25 protein-coding genes are annotated in these 24397 nt (G+C 48.5%); 9 read left to right on the top strand and 16 right to left on the bottom strand.

Going from position 1 to position 24397, the window contains the following annotated elements; translation table 11 throughout:
- The first annotated feature begins 6 nt into the window (after positions 1-6).
- Positions 7-690 (top strand): response regulator transcription factor, encoded by a 684-nt coding sequence (locus tag OMP95_RS00550; protein ID WP_266324803.1) that lies wholly within the window; start codon positions 7-9, stop codon positions 688-690.
- On the top strand, positions 677-2029 hold the full coding sequence (locus OMP95_RS00545) for an ATP-binding protein (RefSeq protein ID WP_266324801.1): 1353 nt from the start codon (positions 677-679) through the stop codon (positions 2027-2029). Before OMP95_RS00550 ends, OMP95_RS00545 begins: the two co-directional genes overlap by 14 nt.
- 29 nt (positions 2030-2058) lie before the next feature.
- On the opposite strand, the gene yjgA is transcribed toward OMP95_RS00545, so the two are convergent.
- From yjgA to OMP95_RS00520, 5 genes are read right to left on the bottom strand one after another with little or no spacing between them, the layout of a single operon-like run.
- Positions 2059-2592: a ribosome biogenesis factor YjgA gene (yjgA, locus tag OMP95_RS00540; RefSeq protein ID WP_266324799.1), complete on the bottom strand. Its 534-nt coding sequence runs from the start codon at positions 2590-2592 to the stop codon at positions 2059-2061.
- 1 nt (position 2593) lies between these two features.
- Positions 2594-3010, bottom strand: coding sequence for a secondary thiamine-phosphate synthase enzyme YjbQ (locus OMP95_RS00535; RefSeq protein ID WP_266324797.1), 417 nt, complete (start codon positions 3008-3010; stop codon positions 2594-2596).
- Complete coding sequence (locus OMP95_RS00530; RefSeq protein ID WP_266324795.1) at positions 3010-4056, bottom strand: anthranilate phosphoribosyltransferase; 1047 nt, start codon at positions 4054-4056, stop codon at positions 3010-3012. Before OMP95_RS00530 ends, OMP95_RS00535 begins: the two co-directional genes overlap by 1 nt.
- Before the next feature lie 2 nt (positions 4057-4058).
- Positions 4059-6077 (bottom strand): NAD-dependent DNA ligase LigA, encoded by a 2019-nt coding sequence (gene ligA / locus OMP95_RS00525; RefSeq protein WP_266324793.1) that lies wholly within the window; start codon positions 6075-6077, stop codon positions 4059-4061.
- A complete protein-coding gene (locus OMP95_RS00520; RefSeq protein ID WP_266324791.1) occupies positions 6061-6831 on the bottom strand; it encodes a cell division protein ZipA C-terminal FtsZ-binding domain-containing protein in 771 nt (256 codons plus the stop codon). Before OMP95_RS00520 ends, ligA begins: the two co-directional genes overlap by 17 nt.
- A 366-nt stretch (positions 6832-7197) precedes the next feature.
- Here OMP95_RS00520 and queF point away from each other — a divergent pair, with 366 nt between their 5' ends.
- From queF to cysZ, 3 genes are read left to right on the top strand one after another with little or no spacing between them, the layout of a single operon-like run.
- Positions 7198-7587 carry a preQ(1) synthase gene (gene queF, locus OMP95_RS00515; RefSeq protein WP_266324789.1) on the top strand — a complete coding sequence of 130 codons (390 nt, stop codon included), beginning with the start codon at positions 7198-7200 and terminating at the stop codon, positions 7585-7587.
- A gap of 3 nt (positions 7588-7590) precedes the next feature.
- Complete coding sequence (locus OMP95_RS00510; protein WP_266324787.1) at positions 7591-8871, top strand: FGGY-family carbohydrate kinase; 1281 nt, start codon at positions 7591-7593, stop codon at positions 8869-8871.
- A gap of 8 nt (positions 8872-8879) precedes the next feature.
- A complete protein-coding gene (cysZ, locus tag OMP95_RS00505; RefSeq protein ID WP_266324785.1) occupies positions 8880-9614 on the top strand; it encodes a sulfate transporter CysZ in 735 nt (244 codons plus the stop codon).
- Positions 9615-9721: 107 nt separating this feature from the next.
- Here cysZ and OMP95_RS00500 read toward each other — a convergent pair whose 3' ends face one another.
- Together OMP95_RS00500 and OMP95_RS00495 are read right to left on the bottom strand one after the other, a co-directional pair.
- The gene (locus OMP95_RS00500; protein WP_266324783.1) at positions 9722-9916 is read right to left on the bottom strand and encodes a (2Fe-2S)-binding protein; all 195 of its coding nucleotides are present in this window, start codon (positions 9914-9916) and stop codon (positions 9722-9724) included.
- 72 nt (positions 9917-9988) lie between these two features.
- Positions 9989-10138 carry a DUF3096 domain-containing protein gene (locus OMP95_RS00495; RefSeq protein WP_266324767.1) on the bottom strand — a complete coding sequence of 50 codons (150 nt, stop codon included), beginning with the start codon at positions 10136-10138 and terminating at the stop codon, positions 9989-9991.
- 254 nt (positions 10139-10392) lie between these two features.
- On the opposite strand from OMP95_RS00495, the gene OMP95_RS00490 reads away from it, so the two are divergent.
- The gene (locus OMP95_RS00490; RefSeq protein WP_266324765.1) at positions 10393-11751 is read left to right on the top strand and encodes an alanine/glycine:cation symporter family protein; all 1359 of its coding nucleotides are present in this window, start codon (positions 10393-10395) and stop codon (positions 11749-11751) included.
- Between the two features lie 15 nt (positions 11752-11766).
- Here the strand turns inward: OMP95_RS00490 and trhA are convergent, their stop codons facing one another.
- The gene (gene trhA, locus OMP95_RS00485; RefSeq protein ID WP_266324763.1) at positions 11767-12423 is read right to left on the bottom strand and encodes a PAQR family membrane homeostasis protein TrhA; all 657 of its coding nucleotides are present in this window, start codon (positions 12421-12423) and stop codon (positions 11767-11769) included.
- Positions 12424-12762: 339 nt separating this feature from the next.
- On the opposite strand from trhA, the gene OMP95_RS00480 reads away from it, so the two are divergent.
- Complete coding sequence (locus OMP95_RS00480) at positions 12763-14451, top strand: hypothetical protein (RefSeq protein ID WP_266324761.1); 1689 nt, start codon at positions 12763-12765, stop codon at positions 14449-14451.
- 22 nt (positions 14452-14473) lie between these two features.
- Here the strand turns inward: OMP95_RS00480 and OMP95_RS00475 are convergent, their stop codons facing one another.
- Complete coding sequence (locus tag OMP95_RS00475; protein ID WP_266324759.1) at positions 14474-14980, bottom strand: glutaredoxin family protein; 507 nt, start codon at positions 14978-14980, stop codon at positions 14474-14476.
- Between the two features lie 117 nt (positions 14981-15097).
- A complete protein-coding gene (locus OMP95_RS00470; protein WP_266324757.1) occupies positions 15098-17209 on the bottom strand; it encodes a TonB-dependent receptor family protein in 2112 nt (703 codons plus the stop codon).
- Between the two features lie 317 nt (positions 17210-17526).
- Between OMP95_RS00470 and OMP95_RS00465 the strand changes: the two genes are divergently transcribed.
- Positions 17527-17736 (top strand): hypothetical protein, encoded by a 210-nt coding sequence (locus OMP95_RS00465; protein ID WP_266324755.1) that lies wholly within the window; start codon positions 17527-17529, stop codon positions 17734-17736.
- Between the two features lie 4 nt (positions 17737-17740).
- On the opposite strand, the gene OMP95_RS00460 is transcribed toward OMP95_RS00465, so the two are convergent.
- From OMP95_RS00460 to OMP95_RS00435, 6 genes are all read right to left on the bottom strand, one after another.
- Entirely contained in the window at positions 17741-18355 is a 615-nt protein-coding gene (locus OMP95_RS00460) for a cation transporter (protein WP_266324753.1), read from the bottom strand.
- A gap of 639 nt (positions 18356-18994) precedes the next feature.
- Positions 18995-19633 (bottom strand): dihydrofolate reductase family protein, encoded by a 639-nt coding sequence (locus OMP95_RS00455; protein ID WP_266324751.1) that lies wholly within the window; start codon positions 19631-19633, stop codon positions 18995-18997.
- A gap of 532 nt (positions 19634-20165) precedes the next feature.
- On the bottom strand, positions 20166-20600 hold the full coding sequence (locus tag OMP95_RS00450) for a hypothetical protein (RefSeq protein WP_266324749.1): 435 nt from the start codon (positions 20598-20600) through the stop codon (positions 20166-20168).
- Between the two features lie 65 nt (positions 20601-20665).
- A complete protein-coding gene (locus OMP95_RS00445; protein ID WP_266324747.1) occupies positions 20666-21541 on the bottom strand; it encodes a toll/interleukin-1 receptor domain-containing protein in 876 nt (291 codons plus the stop codon).
- Between the two features lie 371 nt (positions 21542-21912).
- Positions 21913-23088, bottom strand: a complete 1176-nt coding sequence (locus tag OMP95_RS00440; RefSeq protein WP_266324745.1) for a pyridoxal phosphate-dependent aminotransferase — start codon at positions 23086-23088, stop codon at positions 21913-21915.
- Positions 23069-23839 carry an HAD family hydrolase gene (locus tag OMP95_RS00435; protein WP_266324743.1) on the bottom strand — a complete coding sequence of 257 codons (771 nt, stop codon included), beginning with the start codon at positions 23837-23839 and terminating at the stop codon, positions 23069-23071. The genes OMP95_RS00440 and OMP95_RS00435 overlap by 20 nt, the downstream gene beginning before the upstream one ends.
- Before the next feature lie 109 nt (positions 23840-23948).
- Here OMP95_RS00435 and dksA point away from each other — a divergent pair, with 109 nt between their 5' ends.
- Positions 23949-24371, top strand: a complete 423-nt coding sequence (dksA, locus tag OMP95_RS00430; protein ID WP_266324741.1) for an RNA polymerase-binding protein DksA — start codon at positions 23949-23951, stop codon at positions 24369-24371.
- Positions 24372-24397: the final 26 nt, after the last annotated feature.

Here is a 24397-nt window from a genome sequence, read left to right as displayed (position 1 = left end):
GGCTTCATGCGCGTTTTAGTTATAGAAGACGAAATTCATCTGCGGGAACAGATCGAACAACAACTGAAAAAACAGAACCTGACCGTTGATGCGGTTGCCGACGGTGAAGAAGGCCTGTTTATGGGCTCCGAATACCCTTACGATGTTGCCATCATTGATCTGGGTTTACCCAAACTGTCCGGAATCGATGTGATTCAACAACTGCGGCAGCAAGGCCATGACTTCCCTATTCTTATTCTGACCGCCCGCGGCCGCTGGCAGGATAAAGTGGAAGGTCTCGAATCCGGCGCTGATGATTATCTGGTTAAACCGTTTCACTTTGAAGAACTGATGGCTCGCCTCAATGCCCTGTGCCGCCGGGCTTCCGGCTGGGCGAATCCTACCCTGTGCTGCGGCCCAATCAGTCTCAACCCCAGTACCCAGCAGGTCACCAAAAACGATCAGGTGATTGATTTAACCGCTTACGAATATCGTTTGCTGCACTATCTGTTGTTACATGCCGGTGAAGTCATATCCAAAACCGAGCTGACTGACCACATCTACGAACAGGATCAGGATCGTGACAGCAATGTCATTGAAGTTTTCGTCAAGCGTCTGCGCAGCAAACTTGACCCCGATAAAGAGCTCAACCCGATTGAGACCTTGCGTGGTCGCGGTTACAGATTGAACCTGCCTCGTGAGAGTTTTTAGTTTTTCACTCTCCAACCGGCTGTTAATTGCTGTCAGCCTGGTGTTGACAGCTTTTCTGGGCCTGTCTGCCATCAGTCTCAACAATGCGTTTGAAAGCAGCGCCAAAACAGAGCAGCAAAAAAGGCTGAAAAACTATGTTTACACCCTGTTGACAGCGGCCGAACTTAACAACAATGGCAAGCTCATTCTGGCGAAGGATCTGGCCGAGCCTAAATTTGCTATTCCCAACTCAGGCCTGTACGCCCAAATCACCAGCGGTAACCGTATTGTATGGCAGTCCCCTTCTGCTATCGGCCTGTTTCTGGCTTTACCCTTCCATCCCGGCCCGTCAAACGAGGAATATTCGGTGCTGGAGCTGGAATCAGGTCTGACCCTGGTCAATCTGGCCTTTGGGATTGTCTGGGAGACGGAGTCCGGCCAGGAAATCAGTTACACCATCAATGTTGCCGAGGATATTCACACACTGGATCAGCAAACAGCAGGTTTTCAGCGTAATCTCTGGTACTGGCTGGGCGGCACGGGCCTGATGCTGTTGATTGCCCAGTCGATTATTCTGCGCTGGAGTTTACGCCCACTGCATGATGTGGCGATTGACTTGCATGCGATCGAAACCGGCGAACACAAACGGCTTAATGAGCAATATCCCAAAGAGTTGCAGCAACTCACCAACAATATCAATGCATTGCTTGATCATGAAGAATCACGACGGCAACGTTATAAAAACTCCCTGGCAGATCTGGCACACAGCCTCAAAACACCGTTGTCGGTATTCCGTGGTGAACTGGAGCAAAGTCGTAATCTGGATGAATTGAAAGAAACCGGTTATGAACAGCTTGACCGGATCAGCGGCCTGGTTGATTACCAACTGCAGCGGGCCTCAACTGAAGGTAAAAGCAGTCTACTGGCACCGGTCTCACTCGGGGAAATTATTTCTAAAATCATTAACAGTCTGGACAAGGTATACCAGAGCAAAAATGTTCGGACCCAGTGTGAAATTGAGCGTAACGCCTACATTCATGCCGATGAAGGTGATATGTACGAACTGCTGGGCAACCTGCTGGAGAACGCCTATAAATACTGTTACGGACAAGTACATGTGATTGTCCGTTCTGTCGATGACGTCATCAAAATACGGGTCGAAGATGACGGCAGTGGCATTCCCAGCCGTGCTGAAGGTTATGTCATCAAACGCGGTCACCGTATTGATACCCAGGCTGAAGGTCAGGGCCTGGGCCTGGCTATCGTCAGCGACATCATCATGGCCTATGAAGGCAATATCAATCTGGAACGCGGGCACCTGGGTGGTGCCAGTTTTGTGATTGAGTTACCACGTCACTGACCAATCTGGAAATGCGCGTTTCAGGTTATTTATTTCACTGTATTCTGCTGCGCCTGCAGATATTGAAACAGCTGACGTGCTGATTTAGGTGGTTTTTGCTGTTTGGCTTCACGCTCAGCATTGCGCACCAGTTGTCTGACATGTTGCACATCAAAATCATCAAATGCTGCAATCAGCTCGCCATACACTTCCTTGTCACCCTGTAACAGCCGATCGCGCCACGATTCCAGTTGATGAAACTGTTTCACCTGTCCCTGATGCGGCTGACGCAGTGCAGCCAGATCCTGCTCAATTTTTTCATAATCTTCATTGGCAATCATGCCACCGATAAAACCCACCTGACGTTTTAATGCCCCTTTGCTCATGCCATGTGCTTTAACAATAGCGTCATACAAATCTTCAGGTAAATTCAGCTTATTAAGATCTATTAAAGGCAGTTCAATCAATGACTTGCCAAGACTTTTTAAAGCATCAAGTTCACGCTTTATCTGTGACTTGCTTTTCTCTGTGCCCCACTCTTCCGGCCAGGATTCGTCTGCATTATCGTGTTCAAATTCAGTCATGTTATTCGCCCTGTACCGTAACAATTACCCGGCGACGCTGAGGGTGTGCCCGGTGCTCCCAAAGATAGATCCCCTGCCAGATCCCCAGATCACATTGTCCCTGACTGACCGGCACCGTTAAGTCGGGATTAGTCAATACCGTGCGGATATGCGCACTCATATCATCGGGACCTTCATCCTGGTGCCGGAACATCGGATCGCCATCAGGCACGATATGTTGCATAAAAGTCTCCAAATCATGACGCACGTCCGGATCGGCATTCTCACACAACATCAAAGAGGCGCTGGTATGTTGTACAAACACATGACAGGTACCGGTAGTGATGCCGGAGTCAGCCACCTGTTGTTGTACATCACGGGTGATATTGCTGGTGCCGCGACCGCCATTGTTATAAATCAGTGTCTGTTGATAAACCATTATGCTTTTCCTGATTCAAAATGCGCACTGGCCTGACCGCTGCGAATAACATCACGCGCATGCGCCGCGGCCTGTGCCGGCGTTGGTTGCAGACCGGTGTGCCACAAGGCAATGGCAGCACCATAAACCAGCGTATCAAAAGCCGGTCCGGACTGGCCCGCTAAGGCACGCATGCCCTGCTCCAGAGTTTCTTCTGCCGTGACCGACTCATGTTCGCTGGTGACGCCCCGGGTGTCCTGCTCAATACCAAAATCCTCAGGATCAAGGCTGAGTTCGTGCATCTCGGCACCTCTCATGCTGAAATTATTGGAAACCTCGCGCAGCGTAGGCACGATACCGCCTTCCAGACCACGGGCAATCAAGGCACTGTCAAAGCCCGCTTTATCAGCCAGCCATGATAAAATCGGCGGATATGCCTTATGCACAAAGCCGATTGCCAGATGCGTTTGTTTGCTGGCTTTCACCGGCATAATCATTTTTTCCAGCGTCGCCAGACTGGGACGTTTAATCATTTGCGTACGCAGTTGCTGCAACGCAAATACTTTGGGACTGGCCTGGGCCTGGTCAATATAAGCCCAGCCGATGTTTTTGTTATTGATGGCAGTTGTTGCAGCCGCAGTTGACTGATTGACATCAATGCCTGCCAGCGACAAAACCTGGGCATGGGTAACGCCGAACTTGGGTCCCATTTCAAAAACACCTTGCGATATCGTCGGCAAGCCGCAAGCAGCCAATACCGCTGGTAAAAACGCTGTCACCGGGCAATGCCGGTTAAAACCATTATAAGGATCAGCAAATATCAGTAACTGTTCTACATCCGCCTGCTGCTGATCGGTGACCGACTGCAAAGCCTGTAAAATCCCCAGGTTTTCTTCATTGGTTTCGCGTTTCATCCGCATCGCAATAAAGAATATTGCGGCACGTACCGGATCAGCCTCACCGGAAAGGATTTCCATTGTGGCCGCATAAGCTTCTTCAGTACTTAAATCCTTGCTCAAGTGCGGACCGGTCGCGACTTTTTTAATGGCATCTGCAATTGCAGTCATGGTTATTCCTGATTCAGCCAGGCCAGCAAGGTGTCTTCACCGACAACGGTGACACCCAGTGACTCGGCTTTGGTTAATTTTGAACCGGCATCACGGCCAGCGACCACATAATCGGTTTTCTGGGACACGCTGCCTGCCACTTTAGCGCCCAGCGCCAGCAGTTTCTCTTTGGCTTCACTACGCGACATATGTTCCAGCGTACCGGTCAAAACAATGGTTTTGCCACTCAACTCAGAATCTGCAGCCGTTTTTTCTTCCTGAGGCCAGTGCACGCCGACAGCCAGCAGTCTTTCAATCACCTCACGGTTATGCGGCTGCTGGAAGAACGTTTCAACATGGTGGGCGACAACAGGGCCGACATCTTCAATTTCGATTAATGCTTCGGCATCAGCCTGCATCAAGGCATCCAGCGTCATAAAATGACTGGCCAGCGATCGGGCCGTTGCTTCCCCGACTTCCCGGATACCCAAGGCATAAAGAAAACGGCCGAAACGGGTTTGTTTGGCGGCTTGTAAAGCCTTAACCAGATTGTCAGCGGATTTCTGCCCCATCCGCTCCAGTCCGGCAATTTGTTCAGCTTCAAGCAAAAACAGATCTGCCACATCTTTAATCAGACCGGCATCCACCATCTGTTCGACCAGCTTATCGCCGAGGCCATCCACATCCAGCGCTTTGCGCGAGGCAAAATGTTTAATTGCTTCCTTACGCTGCGCGGGGCAGAACAACCCGCCACTGCAACGTGAAACGGCTTCACCCTCTTCTCGCTCAACATCGGAACCACAAATAGGACACTGTGCCGGCATGACAAATTCACGGGTGTGGTCGGGGCGTTGTGAAGTGACCACTTTAACGATTTCCGGAATAACATCACCGGCACGACGCACAATCACCCTATCGCCAATACGTACATCTTTACGGCGGATTTCGTCCTCATTGTGCAAAGTTGCGTTGCTGACCGTCACACCACCGACAAATACCGGCTTCAGTCTCGCTACCGGCGTTAAAGCACCGGTTCTGCCGACCTGTACTTCAATATCTTCCACCGTAGTCATTTCTTCCTGCGCCGGGAATTTATAGGCAATCGCCCAGCGCGGGGCGCGGGAAACAAATCCTAACCGTTCCTGCAAAGCAGTGTCATCGACTTTAAACACCACCCCATCAATATCGTAAGTCAAACTGTCCCGGCGCTCACCCAACTGCTGAATATAAGCCTGACAAGCCTCCAGCCCCGTCAGTTTTTTCAACTCAGGTGAAATCCGGCAACCCCAGCCGGCAATCATGTTCATCGCCGCAGTATGACTTTTAGGTCTGGCGGCACCTTCGATATAACCCAAACCGTAACAATAAATATCCAGCGGTCTGATCGCGGTGATTTTAGAGTCCAGTTGTCGCAACGATCCGGCGGCGGCATTACGAGGATTAACAAAGATTTTCTTGTTATTTTTCAGTTGGGCACGATTCAAGGCTTCAAACCCGGCTTTTGGCATAAAGATTTCACCACGGATTTCCACTACCGCGGGAATCGAATCGCCTTTTAATCGCAACGGCACCGATTTGATCGTGCGGACATTGGCGGTCACATCTTCACCGGTAGTGCCGTCCCCGCGGGTGGCCGCCTGTACTAATACGCCGTTTTCATAACGGATGCTGATGGCCAAGCCATCCAGTTTTGGTTCGGCCGCATAAACTTGTGGCTGGTCAGTATTCAGCCAGTCACGCACTTTCTTATCAAAGGCTTCCAGTTCCGTCTGATCGAACACATTGTCCAGCGATAACATCGGAAGCGCATGTTCAACTTCGGCAAATTTATCCAATGCAGCGCCACCGACCCGGCGGGTCGGAGAATCATCAGTCAGCAGTTGTGGATAATCCTGCTCCAGTTGTTGCAGCTCACGAAACAGTCGATCATATTCCGCATCAGGAACTTCAGGGTTATCAGCAACATAATATAGATAGTTATAGTGATTGATAAGCTCACGCAGTGTTTCAGCGCGCTGCTGGATCTCAGTTGAAATAGTCATTCGAATGTTGGTTATTCTCTGCCTGAACAGACATTTGATAGTCAAGGATGCGGCCGCGCATCGCTTCCAAACCACTGTCACTGATTGGCTGGCGTTGATCATCGCATAAAACACCGCCCAGCTGTTCGTTCATTCCCCGTGCGGTTTCCAGCAAATCATCAAACAAGGCCATACCATTGATCGGGCCCGGAAGTCGTGCAAAGACCAATAAGCCGGGCGTCGTCATCGACACAAACTTGTCCGGCAACAATGTGCCCGGATCAAGAATATTAGCCACACTGAACAAAGTCTGCTTGCGAGAGCCCTGGGTCTGGCGATGGTAAATCTGCATATCACCAAAATGCAGATCATGGTTATCCAGAACCGCTTTAACAGCACGGCCTGTGAACGCATTAGACGCCGGTGCCATAATAGTCAAAGCAATGACCATATCCCAGTCTTGAGCTTCGGTCACTTCAGTTTCAGCCGCTTCTGTATTTGCCTGAACTGTTTCCGATGTGGCTTCTGTAAACAAGTCAGCTTCAGGATGCGCTGTCAGCTGCTCATTGTTTTCAGATTCTGCTTCGTCCAAGTGAGACTCTTGTTCAAACAATGCATCAAAGCGCTGCTGGAAACTGTCACCTTCCCGCGATTCATCGATATCCAGCTCTCTTTCAAATGCTCTCGCCCGTTCCTGACTGCGTTGATGTGCATACCAGCTGGCCGCGATAAACGCGACGATAATAACGATTGTGAGGACAATGATTTCTAACACTTAAATTTAGTCTGCTATTCAGGGTCTGTTGACGTTTCTGTTTTCTCCTGCTGGAGGCTTATTTTTACGGCCCGGCAAGGTGGAAAGCACGTGGTGTAGTATAATACTACATAAGGGATTGGCAACGACGCTGGACGCAAAAATAGCTTCAGCCCCGTTGGATTGTGTTTGAAAAAGCGCCTTTCCGCTGTTGCCCGTCACTTATTTGCAATGGTCACAAAAACGTCTGAAACGTTTTTGAGCGCAAATCCTGTAAGGGGTGAATTATAGGGATGTAATCGGCGCTTTTTCTGTATCAATGGAGACGAAGACAAACGTCAACCGACCCTGAACGAGAATATTTCATTTATTACATTGAGATTATCCATGTCCACTAAACCAAGCAAACAACTGGAAACCTTCAAAAATGCGACACCGGAGCGTGATTATACCATCCGTATAGAATCACCCGAATTTACTTGCCTGTGTCCTAAAACCGGCCAGCCCGATTTTGCCACGATCAGGCTTGAATATGTTCCCGACCAAAAATGTGTCGAACTGAAATCATTCAAACTCTACATCTGGTCGTATCGTGACGAAGGCGCATTCCATGAAAAAGTCACCAATACGATCCTCAATGATCTGGTTGAAGCCTGCGATCCACGATTTATGCGTGTGACCGGTATTTTCAATGTACGTGGCGGTGTTTATACCACCGTAGTTGCCGAACACCGCAAACCAGGCTGGGTCGCACCAACACCGGTACAACTGCTCTGATCTGTGTTATCTGACGCCTGGATTGGCATCGATCTCGGCACCTCCGGGTGCCGGGCTGTTGTTATCAATGCACAAGACAATATTGTCGCGCAGCAACACCTTTCTTTTCCGCCTTCAGTTAGCACCGCTCCCGCTTCCGAACAAAACCCTCAGCAACAATGGCAGTATGTTAAACAACTGCTGTTGTCCCTGCTGGCAGACCTGAAAAACTTCCGAATCCGGGCTATCAGCGTCGACGCCACTTCCGGTTCAATTCTGCTGACTGACAAGCAAGGCCGGCCGCTTACCCCTCTTCTGATGTATGACGATGCCCGTGCAAAGCAACAGGCCGAGATGATTGGCAAAGTCGCAGCAGCCGACTCTGCGGCGCATGGGGTCAGTAGCGGCCTGGCTAAACTACTCTATCTGCAACAACAAACTGAATTGCCCACTGACTATCAGCTGATGCATCAGGCCGATTGGATTTTATTCAAGCTGGGCGCCGAACTCGGTGTCACCGACTACAATAACGCGCTCAAAACAGGCTTTGATCCGGTTCAGCTGCAATGGCCTTCATGGCTGGATACACTAATAGATACCAACTGTCTGCCCCGGGTTGTCAGTCCGGGAACCGTGATTGGCAACTTAATCCCCGAACTACAAGCAGAACTAAGGCTGACGTATTCACCCGAGTTAATTGCCGGCACTACCGACAGCATCGCGGCCTTGCTGGCAACCGGTGCCAGCAAAACAGGTGAAGCCGTCACCTCTCTGGGGTCGACGCTGGTGTTAAAACTGATTGCTGATCGCCCCGTCTATCAGCCTGAACACGGTATTTACAGTCACAAACTGGGCGCATTGTGGTTAACAGGCGGCGCCTCCAATACCGGTGGTGCGGTGCTCAGACATTTCTTCAGCGATGACGAACTCAGCCACTTGAGCCAGCAGATCGATCTGAATCAAACACCACCGACTTATTACCCGCTTTTGACAGCAGGTGAACGGTTTCCGTTTAATAACCCACAACTAGAGCCATTGTTGAGCCCGCGGCCTGCCAACGATGCCGCTTTTTTGCATGGTCTGCTCACTGCAATGGCGGATATTGAAATGCAGGGATATCACCTGCTCACCGCGCTTGCCGGCTGTGAATTAAAATCAGTCCGAACCACGGGAGGCGGCGCAGAAAATAAGATATGGCAATGCATTCGCCAGCAGAAACTCAAGGTTCCCTTACTTGAGTTGACACAGACAGAAGCGGCATTCGGCACCGCCCTGTTAGCTAAGGACAAACTAAAAAATTACTGAGGTATAACATGCAGGATCTGGTCAAAGGAGCACGCTATCTAATACAGGGCTTCAGCCTGATTAATCAGCCGGGGGTACGCCGTTTTGCCTATTTACCTATGGCGATTAATACCTTGCTGTTCAGTATCGCGATCTGGTTTGGCATCAGTGAATTTGATCCGTGGATGAACGCCTTGATGCCAACTTGGCTGCCGGAATGGCTGGCCAGTGCATTAATGTGGATCCTCTGGCCGATATTTTTGCTGTTGCTGGTTCTGATTGTGTTTTTCACCTTTTCGATTATCGCCAATATGCTTGCCGCGCCATTTAATGGGCCATTAGCCGAAGCCGTTGAAATCAAACTTTCCGGTCAAGCGCCACCGGCCATGGCCTGGACCCGGATCATCAAAGACACCCCCAAAATGATTTTCAATGAAATCAGAAAACTGGGTTATTTATTGATCTGGATGATTCCGTTGCTGCTGCTGTCGTTTATCCCGGTTGTCAACATTGTTTCGCCGCTGTTGTGGGTGTTGTTTTCCAGCTGGATCCTGGCGCTGGATTACCACGACTTCCCGATGGGTAACCATCAGTTGCTGTTTAATCAGCAACGGATGGTATTAAAACAAAAACGTGGACTGGCTTTGGGCTTCGGTCTCGCGACAATGGGCGCAACCATGATTCCAATCTTGAACTTTCTGGTGATTCCAGCAGCAGTCGCCGGGGCTACAGCCTTATATCTTGAGAATCTAAAACCGGATTAAGGATAGTGATTCAGATAAATACCCTCCATGGTATTTTCCGCCGATACTTCGACACTGCCCGGTGCAACATATGCCGCGGATTGTTTGTTTAATGTCGATATAAACCGTTATTTCTTATAGTCATTCAGGATATCGTCAATATCCCACTCGCAGGAACCACAGCCTGAAATGGCCCCGGTTTTTCTCGAAATCGCATCGGCAGTATCAACCCCTTGCCCGATTAGCTGCTCGATTTTGCCACGCGTAGTTCCACTACAGTCACAAACGACTTCATCGGCCAGGTCGGGGCAAGGTTGATTCACGGATGTTTTCCAAAAAACAATCGATACACAATGGCCATATGGCGAATATAGCAAACGATATAAAGCAAAAATCTATGGCGTAAAATGCAGGCTGCCACCGAAAATACCCACCAAACCGATGATAATCAGATAAATGGCAACAATATAGTTCAGCAAACGCGGCACCAGCAGAATCAAAATGCCGGCAATCAGGGAAAGCAGCGGTGTTAGCGCGATAGTCATACTCATATCCTTGTAAATAAAGTTAAGTGAATTATAAGTTATATACGACGCCATGCAAGGTACCGGACAACAGTGAAAAAACACAACTGTGATTTGATTCGCACGTTTCCCAATCCCTTCAGCAGGCCCTAGTTCAACGAATGCTAACGTTTTCATCATCAACAGGGTTCTCAAACCAACTATCTGACAGCGCGGCAAAGGTAAGATACGATAACAACGCTTCAATTTAGTGTTAATAGGTCTTAGGATAATTAATGGATATAACCGCACTGCTTACCAATCTGATTACCCAGCTTAATAGCCTCGTATGGGGCCCATTGATGTTAGTGCTGATTCTTGGCACGGGTTTAGTGTTAATGATTGGCCTGAAAGGCATGCCCATTACCAAGCTGACCTATGGTATGAAAATGCTGTGGCGCGGCCGTGATATCAGCAAACAAGCGGGTGAAGGTGATATTTCAGCGTTTAATGCCCTGATGACATCACTGTCGGCAACCATTGGCACCGGTAATATCGCGGGGGTGGCAACGGCGATTTTTCTGGGCGGACCGGGAGCCCTATTCTGGATGTGGATGACAGCCCTGGTCGGCATGGCAACCAAGTATTCAGAAGCCGTATTAGCGGTACATTTTCGTGAAACCGATAAAAAGGGCAATAAAATCGGCGGCCCGATGTATTACATAAAAAATGGCCTGAGTCGTCGTTTTGCCTGGCTGGGCACAGCCTTTGCCGTATTCGGCGCAATGGCAGGTTTTGGAATTGGCAACACGATTCAAGCTAATTCGGTGGCTGATGTTTTAGCTTCAAACTTGGGGGTTCCGCCATTAATAACGGGCCTTACCATGGCTGTTCTGGTGGCATTGGTGTTGATTGGCGGCATTAAACGTATTGCCGTGGTAGCCGGTAAATTGGTGCCATTTATGGCGATCAGTTATGTACTGGCAGGTATCGTTATTTTAATAATGCACGCCGCAGTGATTCCCCAAGCTTTTGAGCTCATCTTTGTGCATGCTTTTACGCCTGTGGCCGCTACCGGCGGCTTTGCCGGAGCGGCAGTATGGGCCGCTATTCGTTTTGGTGTCGCTCGCGGCATTTTTTCTAATGAAGCCGGTTTAGGCAGTGCCCCTATTGCTCATGCAGCCGCCAAGACCAATAGTCCCGTCCGCCAGGGAAGCGTAGCGATGTTAGGCACCTTTATTGACACCATCATCATCTGTTCAATTACCGGTTTGGTCATTATTGTATCGGGTGCCTGGACCAGTGGTGAGACCGGAGCAAGTTTGTCATCACTGGCATTTGAATCTGTTTTACCCGGACTGGGAGGGATGATTGTCTCGTTTGGTCTGTGTCTTTTTGCTTTTACCACCATTCTCGGCTGGAGTTTTTACGGCGAAAAATGTGTGGAATATTTGTTTGGCGTACGTTCGATCACCCCTTTTCGTATTTTATGGATAGTGGCTGTGCCCATAGGTGCCGTCGCCAATTTATCGTTTATCTGGTTGGTGGCAGATACCTTAAATGCCCTGATGGCACTGCCGAACCTAATTGCTCTATTACTACTGAGTCCGGTGGTCTTCAAGCTTACCAAGACGTATTTTGCTGAGAACAAATAACTTGTAACCCAACGATTAAGCCGCATACCAGAGTACGGCAAAATAATGGCATACGGTACCGGCAATCACAAACAGGTGCCAGATGAAGTGTCCATACCGCAGTTGTGAACCGATTGCGAAAAAGGCGACACCGCCAGTGTAAAACAAGCCGCCCGCAAGCAACCAGAGCACGCCCGCTGAAGGCACTCTGGCCAGTAGCGGATCAATTGCGATTACGATAATCCACCCCATCAGCAGATAAAGGCAGGTAGAAAATATGGGATGGCCTTTTTTCTCGAATATCTTCAGTGCCACACCGGCAATAGCAAGCCCCCAAACAAGTCCGAAAAGTGTCCAGCCCCATGTGCCGTTAAGTACCCCAAGCGTGAACGGTGTGTAGGTACCGGCGATAAGAAGAAAGATCGCGGAATGTTCGATGATTCGGAAAACACGCTTAACCTTGCCACGGGGTAATGCGTGGTAGAGCGTGGAGGAAAGGTAAAGCAATATCATGGTGGCGGAGAAGATGCTCGCACCGACAACAAACGCGACATCTCCGTGCCGTGTTGCATGCATGATAAGAAACGGCACGCCGACAAGTGCAGCAAATAGACCTATACCGTGGCTGAGGCTGTTCGCGACCTCTTCCACATGAGATTGCTCACGCCAGGGTTTTGCAAGCGGTATGCGCATAACAAGTTCCTTTCAAAGCCTGTTGACAAAGCCGCCGTCCCATCCCGCCTCCGACTAAGCTTACGGATACTATTGAATTCAACTGGTGCATCCAGTCAGGCATCTCTACTCTGCCTTTCGGATAGGGACTACAGGATTCTTTTTTTACTGAATGATAGCGTACACCTTTTCAATAAAAAACAGTTTACTACCACTCCCCAGCAGACCAAAAACCAAGTTGACTGCCTTTGTTATTTTATGGTCTGACCGGAGAAGTAATCTGACTGCCGGCAGCTATATTCAGCCCATCATTTTTATGGTGGTTGGTGGTAGAATCAGACATCTTAAGGAAGTAGCGATATGTCCAGATTCTTCGTCTTGTTCATGCTCTTCGGGATGTTACTCAGCCCCGCTGCGGCCATCGAAACAGTAGAAGACAAAACTGTTTTTGTCCCTGATGTTGGCCATCAGGTATTCCGCGCCCAAGTGATAGATTTTGTAAAAGGCTTTGCCTCTCAGCATTTTTCAGACGTGCCTTTTGAAGAACTTGATCAACTGGAAAAGCAATGGAATAACAGCTATCAGCTAACTCACTGGAATATTGAAGTCACAGCTTATTATCAAGGCCAACTGGCTGGCCAAGGCGAGGCGACAGGCAAGGACCTCACCAGCACGCTGAAACAAGCCACAAACCTTGCCATGCAAGCCACTGACAAGACCGCAGCATCGACCCTTGAAGACTATCGTTTCAAAGTTAATTTTGATTATCACCCCGCAAAAAGCTACACCCTGATAGATTATCAAGATCATGGCCTGGAGTTACTGGGAAACCGCGTCGCAGTCAGGCAACTAGATGTTGAAGCGCTTAAAAAGCAAATCAAGGACAGCCAGGCATATTTGTTGCGTCATATGCATCCCGATTATGCCGGTTTCTTTAAATTCTATGATGCCGATAAGGACACATCCCAAACCTTACTGCGTACCACCTACACAGCTACCGCCTTGTACACGCTTATCAAGTTGTACCAGTACCAAAAAGACCTGGCACTGGAATCTTACTTTAAAGATATCGCCAGTTTTCTTCTGGACAGGCAACTGAAAACCGGCCCCAACGCAGGCGGCTTTGAGTATGGTTTTAACCCGGAAACACAGGAAAGCACCTGTCGTATTGTGGTGGGCACTACCTCAAAAACCGTGTTCACTTTACTGTTAATGCATGAGCTCTACCCGGACGAAAAACAGTACCTTGATGCGGCCAGGGCAGCTGGAGACTGGTTACTGTCTACGATAAAAGAAGACGGCCATGTCACGCCGATTGCCAAATGTAATGGTGAAGAGTCGGAATCCGAAGACAAACACTCCTTTCTTTACACCGGCCAGGTTCTCTCCGCCCTCTCAAGGCTATATGCTCAAACTGAAGACGAACGCTATCTTGATGGTGCCCGCAAGATTGCCGGGCTATTTCTTACTGACGTCGCCACCCAGGGGCCGCTTGTCGCCGATGACTATCGCCCGCCCAACTCGATTTCATCCAGCTGGGTCATGATGTCACTCCTTGATCTGGCAAAAGTCGACCCTGCACCGGCTTACCTGACTACCATCAATCAGATTGCAGATATGCTGCTATCAAGGCAAATTGATAATCCCGATGATGCTTTTAACCATGGCCGTTACCTTGATGCCATGACAACCAGTGGCAACGGCTGGATCAACGAAGTCATGGGAGAATTGCACAAATTCTGCAAGGCACAAGCCTCGGATGACTGCCAACCTTATCGACAAGCCATGCGACATACCAGCCGCTGGCTAGTGCAAAATGCCTATAACGAAACAAACAGCTTTAATATCAAAAATCCTGAGCGGGCTTTAGGCGGTTTTATTACCAATTTCAATACCCGGACTGTACGTACCGATGCTGTTTGTCACGGTCTCAATGGCTTGGTTCGTTTGCTGGAAATTGAAGGTTCCAACGATGAAATATTAGTTAACCTTCCCGAAAGACCGTTAAGAGAACTTCTGCCATTGCTGCGTGCTGGTGAGTATGAATAGTCTTGCTGAGCTATCTCAATGCTTATTGATAGATCCGTTTAAATCCCTCAACATTAAAGCCATTCATTCTTTTGTCTTCAACCAGAATGACAGGCACACCGGTTGCTCCCATTTGGTCATATCGTTGTTTTGCTGCCAAATTCTTTTCGATATCGTAATCAGTGAAGGCAATATTATTATCTCTGAAATACTTTCTGGCCTTTTTACAAAACCCGCACCACTCAGTGGAATACATCACTACTTCAGGGCCGACATCGAATATGGAATTATCGATACTGACCTGCGTGTATGTATTAATTTTTAACGCCACTTGATCCGCGGCTGCGGTTTCGGGTTTTTTATCTGAAAAGTGAACGTCGCCGTTTTCATCCACCCATTTGAATATCTCCGCATAAGAAGTATTCATAGACAAATACAAAATTAATAAAGTCAGTGACAATGTTCTCATCTTAACTTCCCTGTAAATTTTGATATTGTCCCCGGCCAGACAAGGGCATTTGTTTTTTAATACTTCCATACTGATAGCCATAAGGCAATCGTCCAAAAACAAGTTGGGGTAATTAACAAACAACCATTTAATGCATATAAAAAAGGCAGCGTAACTTTCATTACGCTGCCTTTTCTTTATCGAGCTACGCTCTGAATACTAGAAGTCGAGACTGCCTTCCAGAATGAACGAGCGCCCCGGAGCCGGCAAACGGCCAACCGGGCTGACATCGACGCCGCGGAAGTAATACTCTTTATCCAGCAGGTTGTTAACCGCAAAGGCCAGTTGCAGCTTTTTATCACCACTGATAGCAAAGTCACGGCTGATGCGGGTATTGACCAAGGTGTATGACGGCAATTCACCGGCACTGCCGTTGGCGGTTTCTTCTTCGGTATTGGCCGCATCGCTGAAGCTTTCGCTGACATACAGACCGGTCAGACTGGCCTGCCAGTTTTGATAACGGTAGTTGGCTTCAGCGCTGAAATGGTGTTCCGGTGCATTGGCCAATTCATTACCTTTGTTGTCACCAGCCAGTTGCTCAGTATCCAGGTAGGTGTAACCCAAACCAAAGTTCCAATGTGGCGTCGCCTGCCAGTCGCCAGTCAGCTCGATACCTTCATGGCGGGTTTCGCCAAGGTTTTCGAACTTGCTGGTGCCAGAGTTGAACTGGATCTGATCTTTGTAGTCGATACGGAACAAGGTCGCGCTGACATTTAGATCCGGTGTGACCTGAGTACGGGCACCGACTTCATAATTCCAGGCCAGTTCGTTGGCGACATCACCTTCACGGGTCACCTGAGCGGTTTGCACCGGCACCAGTGAGCGCTGCGCATTGGCAAACAGGAACCAGTTATCCGTCGCCTGCAAACCGATGGTCAGGCCGGGCAGGAATTTATCGGTGTCATTCTCATCATTAAAGCCACTGACTCTGTCTTCAAAATCGGTGCTGACATCTTCATAACGCACACCCGGTGTGACGGTCAGCCTGTCATTGAGGAACGTCATCGAATCACTCAGATATAACGCGACGGCTTCGGTATCAAAGTTCCAGTTACGCACTTCACTGTAATCGCCGCTTGCCAGATTCAAACGATTAACATCAAAACTGACCTGTTCTTTAACAAAACGGGCACCGGCAGTGACCGTATGCATGCCGCTACGCACGGTTAAGCGTGGCTCGGTGCCGTAAACATGAAACACACGCGGTGAATCGGCAACATGCGATGCCGTGCCGGCCGGGTCAGCCCAGTTACCACCGCTGGTCAGATCCTGACCGAAAAAGAAGGTTCTATCCGCTTTATGGGCAAAGTTACGCCATTGAAACTCAACATCGTTGCTGGGCGCGAAGGTCCAGGTCAACGTGCCGCGCAGCATATCGGCATCATAAGCATCATGCGGGCGCTGTGATTGCGTCCGATCATCGCGATAGGCCGCCGGACTCAATGAACCGGGCAGATCAGCTTCGACATCATAGTATTGCAACTGCATGGCAAGATCATTGGCGTCATTGACAAAATACTGCGCGTCGAGAATAAAGTTTTTCACATCGGTATCGGAGTGGTCGCGGAAACCCTCGCCATCCTGAATATTGGCCTGGAACTGCAAACCGAAGTCATCAGTAACAAAACCGGAAGCACGATAATAAGTATCGTAAAACACATTACCGGTGTGGTCAGCAATGGTTATACGTTCACGGAGAGTTTGTTCGAAGTCACGTGAAATCGGCCGTGTGACCAGGTTCAATACACCGCCGACGTTATTCGGGCCGTAATGTACGGCGGCGCCACCACGTACGACATCGACTGCTTCAATACTGGGCAATGTCACTGGAAACAGCGATACGCCCGTATTTGTATATGGACCTATCGCTACGGGATAACCATCAACCAGCATTTGCAGTCTTTCACTGCGCAGCGGATTCAGACCGCGGATACCAATGTTTGGCAAAATGCCGGTGCCGGTTTCATCCAGCACTTGTACACCGTTGACTTTACGCAAGGCATCTTCCAGGTTCAAAGCACCGGATTCATGCAGATCTTCGCTGGTCAGCAACTGACGTGAACCGGGATAGACTTTGACGCTTTCTTCTGACGCCTCACCTAGCCAGTCAGAGCTGACTACGATAGAGCCAAGCTTTGCAGGGTCTGTCTCTCCGCTCTCTGCGGCATGGGCATACCCTCCTGCCGTTGCCAGCAAGGTCACCGCCACTGCCAGCTTTTTCTTCCGAAACAGGCTTGTTAGTCCCTGTTTTACAGCACCATTTTGATTCATTTAAATTTTGCTCCTCTCATCTGTAAACTAAATGATAATCGTTATCATTATCTATACGAATACAATATGTATCAAGGAACAATTTAAAAAAAATGGTGTCGCGATATAGGCAACCCACTACCAAGCAAAACTAACCCTATGATTTTTTGAAAGTTTATTTTGAGGAGCGTAGCTAAAGAAAATTCAAGCTGCTACGAACTGAAACCGGCTCATGCCCCTTCCTGCGCTGATTGCAAGGTTGAATTGCGTGACTCATCGCCACCGCAACCCGATGAATCACCGGCGCAACCGCTACCACCACCTGAGCTGCAACCGATATGACCGGCACAATAGGCGTTGCTGCCTGCTTTTTTTCAATCCAAATCGTATTTAAATCCATCAGGAATAGCGAGCTTGGCATCCATTGCAAACAATATCGGCAGTTTTTCGAAAGATTTGGAAAAGATTTGGATTCGATGCTTTCCCTGCCGCAGGATATTTTCCATGCTGGAAATGGCCTGCCCCACCGACTTATCCATCCGCAGTGAGCTATCAGTTTGCAGAACGAAGTTCATGCATGGCAGAAGTGATAACACGAATAGCGGAACGCATTAACAACCACACCAAACCGATAGCGACCACGATATCGGGCCAGCCCGAACCGGTAAACCAGACAGCCCCGGCCGCCACAAAAACCGAAAGATTCGATGCAATATCGTTACGTGAACACTCCCACACTGAACTCATATTTACATCTTCGTAACGATGCCGCCAAAGCAAATAAAGACAGAATGAGTTTGCCGCCAGGCCGAGAAGGCTGAACGTACCCATAACTTCAAACACAGGGACGCTTGGAACGAAAACCCTGTAGATAATTTGAGCAAGCACCGCACAAGCTGCCAAGAAAATCAGACCGCCCTTAAACAAGGCGACTTTGGCCTTTACCGCAGCACCTCTGGAAACAGCGTACAGGCTAAGACCATATGTCAAAGCATCCCCGAGGTTATCAAGACTATCGGCGAGCAGCGCCGATGACTGGCCATAAAGCGCGGCTATCACTACAACCAGGAACAATACGGCATTGACGCCGAGCACAATTTTCAGTGTTCCACGCTGCCTTTCGCGAAGGGCATCTATTGCATAATCGTCATCACAGCAACCAGCCATTTTATAAATCTCACTGACAATCTTAACGATTTGGGTAAGGAGCTGCGAAGCGGAGGTTCAGTCTGACTCTATTGATTCCCCGGCCTTAACTCGAGTAAAGTAAATTACTGTCGTACCAATAGCGCATATCGAAGAAAACAATAAGAAAAAAGCGCTTAATCCATAAACGCTAAAAAAACTGTTGAGTTTTGGTTTTAATTCCGGACCGACCAATATAACTTTTACAGAATCACCTACGAAATATGATTCTGGCCTTGAGGAAAGCTTTGACTTAAACCTCTTGGCCCCTTCAGTAGGTATATTGTACTCAATGACGGGAGTGTGAACACCATCAGCTCCAGGAATGCTCTTTACTACGATGCCATCCACAATTGGATTCTGCGTAACTTGTCTATATGAATATGAAATTGAGACAAAAAATAGGATAAGCGCAACTAGGGTCATAACTAGCGCAATGGAAAAATGTATTTTAGGACTTGGGCTCCAGCTCCATGCCCAGTTCCACCGTGATACAAACATCTTTAATCCTTATATTCGTGTAAATTCTGATGGTGGTATCTATGCATAACGCTCGCATTTGCGGCTGGTTTGGAGCGTAGCGGAAAACCAGTCCGGCAACATGCGCTTGTGAGGCCGGCCTTATGCACGTACATACCGCAAGTGTGTAGCATCTGGAGTATTGAGTACCTCGTCGACACGAAACTTTGGCATGGCCTCGTGCAGGTTCTCGAACAATCGTCTTCCACCGCCAAATAATACTGGCGCTAAGGCAATTTCTAGCTCGTCAATGACACCCAAGTTTAAATACTGCTGGATTACGTCCGCGCCACCAGAGATGCGAATATCGCGACCGCCTGCAGACTCTCTAGCCTGCTCAAGGGCACTCTCCGGGCCGTCGTTAACGAAGTAGAACGTCGTCCCGCCAGGCCGGATCCAGGGTTCGCGCTTCTCGTGGGTAAGAACGTATACTGGAGTGTGAAACGGAGCCTCATCGGGCCATGAGACCTCGCCTTGCTCGAACATTCTCTTGCCCATGATGTTTGCGCCGCTACGCTCCATGGTGTAACGAAGCAGGTCATTAACCGGACCGGTCTCTCCGCCTGGCCCGAACTTGAGGTTCTCGCGGAAGTATTGCTGTTTAAGAATCCAGCTCATCATCGTACCCCACTTCGCTCCCCAGTCCTTGAACTCAGGCCTATTCCAATTCTCTATGGTCATTCCTTTCGGTGCCATGTAGCCGTCTAGACTAAGTCCGATGTTTACAAATATTTTGCTCATTGCACTGTTCCTCAAGCTTTCACGTTGTATGCAGCACCTAGTCGAAGCTGTCATTGAATAATCGACATACTAAATAGAATTTTTCGACTGAATCAGAATGATGGCCTAACACTACAATTCAGCCGACGCGTTAGCGGTCGGCTGCAGTGACTGGTGATATGTATTTACAACACCCACGACACAAATAAAGTAATCAGAATTAACACAAATCCCAAACCAAATAGATAAAGACCATTCACTGTTAAATCAGAACGCTGCTCTACACCAATTATTCACATTAATGTTGGGGAAATAAACCAGAGTATTGGAATAAGTAATATTCCTCCTGCCGGAGAGAACAACCAATCTATCGCATCTGGTATTGAACCTGTTGAGGCTCTTAGTAACTCAATGAGCAAGAGCAATAATGCTCCGGTAACACACATAGCTACGAACCGATTATACATTTCAAGAATCCTTTCTTTAACCACATATAACGCTTCTATTCAGCCGCCGCGTTAGCGGTCGGCTGCGATGACTTGTTATATTTTGTTTATCCAATTCCTATTTGTGATAACACCGCTGCAACAAGTATTGCCAGCACTATCGCTCCCAGCGCCATAACTGCGAACTGAAACGCGATTGCACTGCCTCCCAGGACAGCTGCACCTCCAGCAACACGCAGGGGCTCTTTCTTAGCAAAGCCAATAACGCCAAAAATGATGGCAAGCCCGCCTAGAGTAGCCGTAGCAATGCTAGCAACTTGATCAAGATCCATTAGGCGAGATTGTGTTGAGGGAGCAGCCTCTTCACTTTTAAGAGCAGCAATTGTTGCTTGCTTTATTGAAATTGCTTTTTCTGCAACGGTTTGTTCAATACTGGCTTGGGGTGAAAAAGGGCCTGCCCAGAAGTGCAGAATTGCGAGAAGAAGGGCAATTGCCCCAAGGCCAATGCCTGAAAAGCTGAGTGTTGATTTAGGTTCATCCATGCTTAGTCTCCTGAAATATAACGCCGCATTCAGCGGTTTATCCGCTGCAATGCTTGTTATGCGATTTACATTCCATAGTATTTTGAACTAAATGCCACTGTAAGCGGCGCTCCATCATAAAGGCATGAGACGCTGATTTTGAGCTTTCTTCTATGATCATAGTAGGTGTGGTAATGGGTTTTCTTCCTCTCTAAATCAAGTTCCGTCAGTCCAATGCTTAAAGCACCAAGAACTGGCTCTGAGTCGAATTCTTGATTTTGGTCATGTGGAGCAGTGGCTTTCAGATCAACTTCTACATAGCTAATAAAGTTTCCTTCAGCCTCTAGGAGCATTCTGCAATCATCATTCTCGACGATAATGTTACCTACGGAGTTCGCAGTGGCTCCAACCTCTGCTTCAGCCTTGTGGATGGGCATTCCCATATACTGAAATGGCCGATGAAAAGGTTTTGACATTAGAGGCAAACTTTTCAAGAAGGCTTTATCTAGCGCAGTGCCAAGACTGTTTGAGCTTCTTTCAGAGTCCATAACGGTCTTATTGAAGACCAAGCCGATACTGTTAATGAGCGTTCTAAATGAGTCTTCGTACTGATCTTCGTTCTGAAAATCCCCATACAGCTTCCCAACCAGAAAGCCGGGAAGCTCACACTCTTTGAGCAGAATGGGGAGCACTTTAATAGGCTTTCCGTTTATCTGGTGATTCATAGCAACATCAAGCTCATTTACAACCCAAGGTGCTTCAACAGAATTTGGAGATAAGACAACGGCGAAGAAGTCTACAGAATCAATACCTTCTCGTATTTTCTGTATCAATGAATCGCCTATTTTCATTTCCGCTTCATCAAGCCAATAATGAACACCATGGCTCTCCAAGTCTCTCGCAAGCTTTCTTACAAAATCCTTATCGCGATGGTTATGACTTAAAAACACGCTTACCGTCATCTAAAATTTTCCTTTATTCGCATAACAGTGTGTTAATGAGGTCTTCGACCTCATAATAATTATTAGCGTGAATGGACCATAAATGGGCCTGTAGAAAATCCTACTTTGTATACCATTGAAATAAATAGTGTTTTTGAGATAGGATTTTAATGAGTTAAATAATCGTGAATGATTCGCGATTATTTTTTCAGTAAAGCCAAGCTTGACTGCAAGTTTGTGAAACTTCAGGGAGGAGGTCGTTTCCATGTCATCATCTCTTCTCAATTCCATTCGGGAGTTTATGGCAGTTCGACGCTACAGCCGCAGAACCATTGACTCATACCTGTATTGAATTAAGTATTTCATAATTTTTAATAAGAAGAAACATACGCTTAACGCAATGCCCGCCCTATCCTCTCGGCCGCGACCAATAACCGCGCCTCATCCGTCGTATAGGCAAAACGGCAGTGTTGCCCGGCCCGATAACAACCAAAGTCGAGGCCCGGCGTAATGGCGACGCCGGCTTCTTGGAGCAGATAACGGGATAAGGCCATGCTGTCCGGGATATGTTCGTTCAGGATATCGGAACAGTCGGCATACAGATAAAACGCACCCTGCGGCGTGTTCGGAATAACAAAACCAAGATCCCGCAACGCCGGTAACAAAGCGTTACGGCGATGCTCCAGAATTTGCCGGCGCTGTTCCAAAATCGCCAGCGTGTCGGTTTTGAAGGCTTGCAGGGCCGCATATTGCGACATGGTGGGTGCTGCCAGGAACAGGTTTTGGGCCAATCGGTCCATGACCGGTTCAAATTCTTCCGGCACAACCAGCCAGCCCAGACGCCAGCCGGTCATGCCAAAAAACTTGGAAAAGCTGTTGATCACAAAAGCGTCATCATCTATCGACAACGCCGTCGGCGCTTCAAACCCGTCATAAGTAAGACCATGATAGATTTCATCCACGACAAGTGTGCCCTGCCTGGCTTTAACCGCAGCGGATAAAGCGATCAGTTCGTCGCGATTCAGGACTGTACCTGTCGGATTGGAGGGCGAAGCCACCAAAGCGGCTGTGGTCGTTTCATCCCAATATTGCTCGACATGGCCGGCATTGAGCTGATAATGGCAGTCAGCATCGACCGCAACCGAATTGATTTGTCCTTCAACAAAACGGGCAAAATGCCGGTTACAGGGATAACCGGGATCAGCAAGCATAATCTTTTTACCCTGCTCGAGTAACGCGCCCATAACCAGCAATAAAGCCCCGGAAGCCCCCGGTGTGACCACTATGCGTTTTGCAGCAATATTGACCTGATAATGGGACTGATACCAGTCTGCGATCGCCTGTCTGAGCTCGGGTAAGCCCAATGCGGGGGTGTAATGGGTTTTACCTGCTTTTAAAGCCTTAATACCGGCGTCGATAATCGGTTGCGGGGTCTCAAAGTCGGGTTCGCCGACTTCCATATGAACCACATCCCTGCCCTGCGCTTCAAGTTGCTTGGCCTGCGCCAGAATATCCATCACATGAAAAGGGGCAATCTCTGCAGCGCGGTTAGCGAGGGTTCTTTTCATGTAAATCCTTCAAGTCGTTCACGGTGACCATGGTGTTATCAATCTTTATACCAGTCAGCGTTTGGCATGGATGCCTATCGTCGCCCAGTGTATCGAAAACGCTGATCGCCCCGCTGAAATCTTCCTGCCCGGTATAACTGCTAGTGGTAACAATCGTGGGCAGCCCGGCAGCCACGGCCGCTTTGACACCATTACCGGAATCTTCCACCGCCAGACAGTCTGATGCATCAAGCCCAAGCTGCTGCAGACAATAGATAAAAATATCGCCTGCCGGCTTTTTAGCCGCAACCACATCGCCCGCCGCAATACAGTCGAACCAGTGCACCGATTCTGTCCCCAATGTGCTGTTTAATAAAGCTGTCACATTAGCGGGGGTAGTGGTGGTAGCAATAGCTAAACGCAGTCCGGTTTCCCGTATTTCATGGATCAGCCGTTCCACACCCGGACGCAGGTCTATGGCTTTTGACGCTAATAAATCCACATAAAAACGGGTTTTATCGGCATGCAAGCGGTTAATCAGTTCAGACAAATCCCCTTTAAAATCAAGATTCTTACGATAGTTTTCCAGATAGAATTTAATACGTTCTTTACCACCGGTGACCGCTAGCAGTTCGCCGTAGAGTTGTTCGTCCCAGTACCAGTCCAGACCGGCGCTTTCGAATGCGCGGTTGAAGGCGGCACGATGCCCGTCACGCTCGGTTTCAGCGAGGGTGCCGTCCACATCGAAAATAACCGCTTTTAATTGCTTCATTAGGCATTTTTCCAGTTAAAAATAAGATAAAATATTACTTTAGTTTTGCACAGGCGGGGTTCATCTGGTATAGATTCGCCCTTGGTTTTAGAAAGTATGAGGTTTTAAGATGGAAAACACTCAAACCGACACAAAGTTCACTCCTTACCAGGAGATAGATGGCGAGGAGTATATGAATGCTGAACAAGTTGAGCATTTTCGCCATATCCTGGAGACTTGGAGATCGCAACTGCGGGAAGAGGTAGATCGTACCGTACATCACATGCAGGATGAAGCGGCTAACTTTCCTGATCCTAACGATCGCGCTACACAGGAAGAAGAGTTTACGCTGGAACTGCGTACCCGTGACCGCGAACGTAAACTGATCAAGAAAATTGATGAATCGCTGGTCGATCTGGACAAAGGGGATTACGGTTTCTGCGAATCATGTGGTACTGAAATCGGTATCCGTCGCCTGGAAGCGCGTCCTACGGCTACTCTGTGTATTGACTGCAAAACCCTGGATGAAATCAGGGAAAAGAACCGCATCTGATTTTGTCGCGATTATCGAGTAGTTTG

This window comes from Methylophaga sp. OBS4, assembly GCF_026319305.1.
Taxonomy (GTDB): Bacteria; Pseudomonadota; Gammaproteobacteria; order Nitrosococcales; family Methylophagaceae; genus Methylophaga.
Note: the sequence above shows the minus strand (reverse complement) of the source record. Positions and strands in the feature narration are given on the sequence as shown.

Coding starts and splice junctions, on each gene's coding strand:
- OMP95_RS00530 (WP_266324795.1), bottom strand. CDS start 4,056: ATGACTGCAATTGCAGATGCCATTAAAAAAGTCGCGACCGGTCCGCAC.
- OMP95_RS00435 (WP_266324743.1), bottom strand. CDS start 23,839: ATGAAGCAATTAAAAGCGGTTATTTTCGATGTGGACGGCACCCTCGCT.
- trhA (WP_266324763.1), bottom strand. CDS start 12,423: ATGCGCATACCGCTTGCAAAACCCTGGCGTGAGCAATCTCATGTGGAA.
- queF (WP_266324789.1), top strand. CDS start 7,198: ATGTCCACTAAACCAAGCAAACAACTGGAAACCTTCAAAAATGCGACA.
- OMP95_RS00450 (WP_266324749.1), bottom strand. CDS start 20,600: ATGGATGAACCTAAATCAACACTCAGCTTTTCAGGCATTGGCCTTGGG.
- OMP95_RS00470 (WP_266324757.1), bottom strand. CDS start 17,209: ATGAATCAAAATGGTGCTGTAAAACAGGGACTAACAAGCCTGTTTCGG.
- OMP95_RS00455 (WP_266324751.1), bottom strand. CDS start 19,633: ATGAGCAAAATATTTGTAAACATCGGACTTAGTCTAGACGGCTACATG.
- OMP95_RS00465 (WP_266324755.1), top strand. CDS start 17,527: ATGACCGGCACAATAGGCGTTGCTGCCTGCTTTTTTTCAATCCAAATC.
- OMP95_RS00475 (WP_266324759.1), bottom strand. CDS start 14,980: ATGGCTATCAGTATGGAAGTATTAAAAAACAAATGCCCTTGTCTGGCC.
- yjgA (WP_266324799.1), bottom strand. CDS start 2,592: ATGACTGAATTTGAACACGATAATGCAGACGAATCCTGGCCGGAAGAG.
- OMP95_RS00535 (WP_266324797.1), bottom strand. CDS start 3,010: ATGGTTTATCAACAGACACTGATTTATAACAATGGCGGTCGCGGCACC.
- OMP95_RS00550 (WP_266324803.1), top strand. CDS start 7: ATGCGCGTTTTAGTTATAGAAGACGAAATTCATCTGCGGGAACAGATC.
- OMP95_RS00460 (WP_266324753.1), bottom strand. CDS start 18,355: ATGGCTGGTTGCTGTGATGACGATTATGCAATAGATGCCCTTCGCGAA.
- dksA (WP_266324741.1), top strand. CDS start 23,949: ATGGAAAACACTCAAACCGACACAAAGTTCACTCCTTACCAGGAGATA.
- OMP95_RS00440 (WP_266324745.1), bottom strand. CDS start 23,088: ATGAAAAGAACCCTCGCTAACCGCGCTGCAGAGATTGCCCCTTTTCAT.
- OMP95_RS00490 (WP_266324765.1), top strand. CDS start 10,393: ATGGATATAACCGCACTGCTTACCAATCTGATTACCCAGCTTAATAGC.
- OMP95_RS00495 (WP_266324767.1), bottom strand. CDS start 10,138: ATGACTATCGCGCTAACACCGCTGCTTTCCCTGATTGCCGGCATTTTG.
- ligA (WP_266324793.1), bottom strand. CDS start 6,077: ATGACTATTTCAACTGAGATCCAGCAGCGCGCTGAAACACTGCGTGAG.
- cysZ (WP_266324785.1), top strand. CDS start 8,880: ATGCAGGATCTGGTCAAAGGAGCACGCTATCTAATACAGGGCTTCAGC.
- OMP95_RS00445 (WP_266324747.1), bottom strand. CDS start 21,541: ATGACGGTAAGCGTGTTTTTAAGTCATAACCATCGCGATAAGGATTTT.
- OMP95_RS00480 (WP_266324761.1), top strand. CDS start 12,763: ATGTCCAGATTCTTCGTCTTGTTCATGCTCTTCGGGATGTTACTCAGC.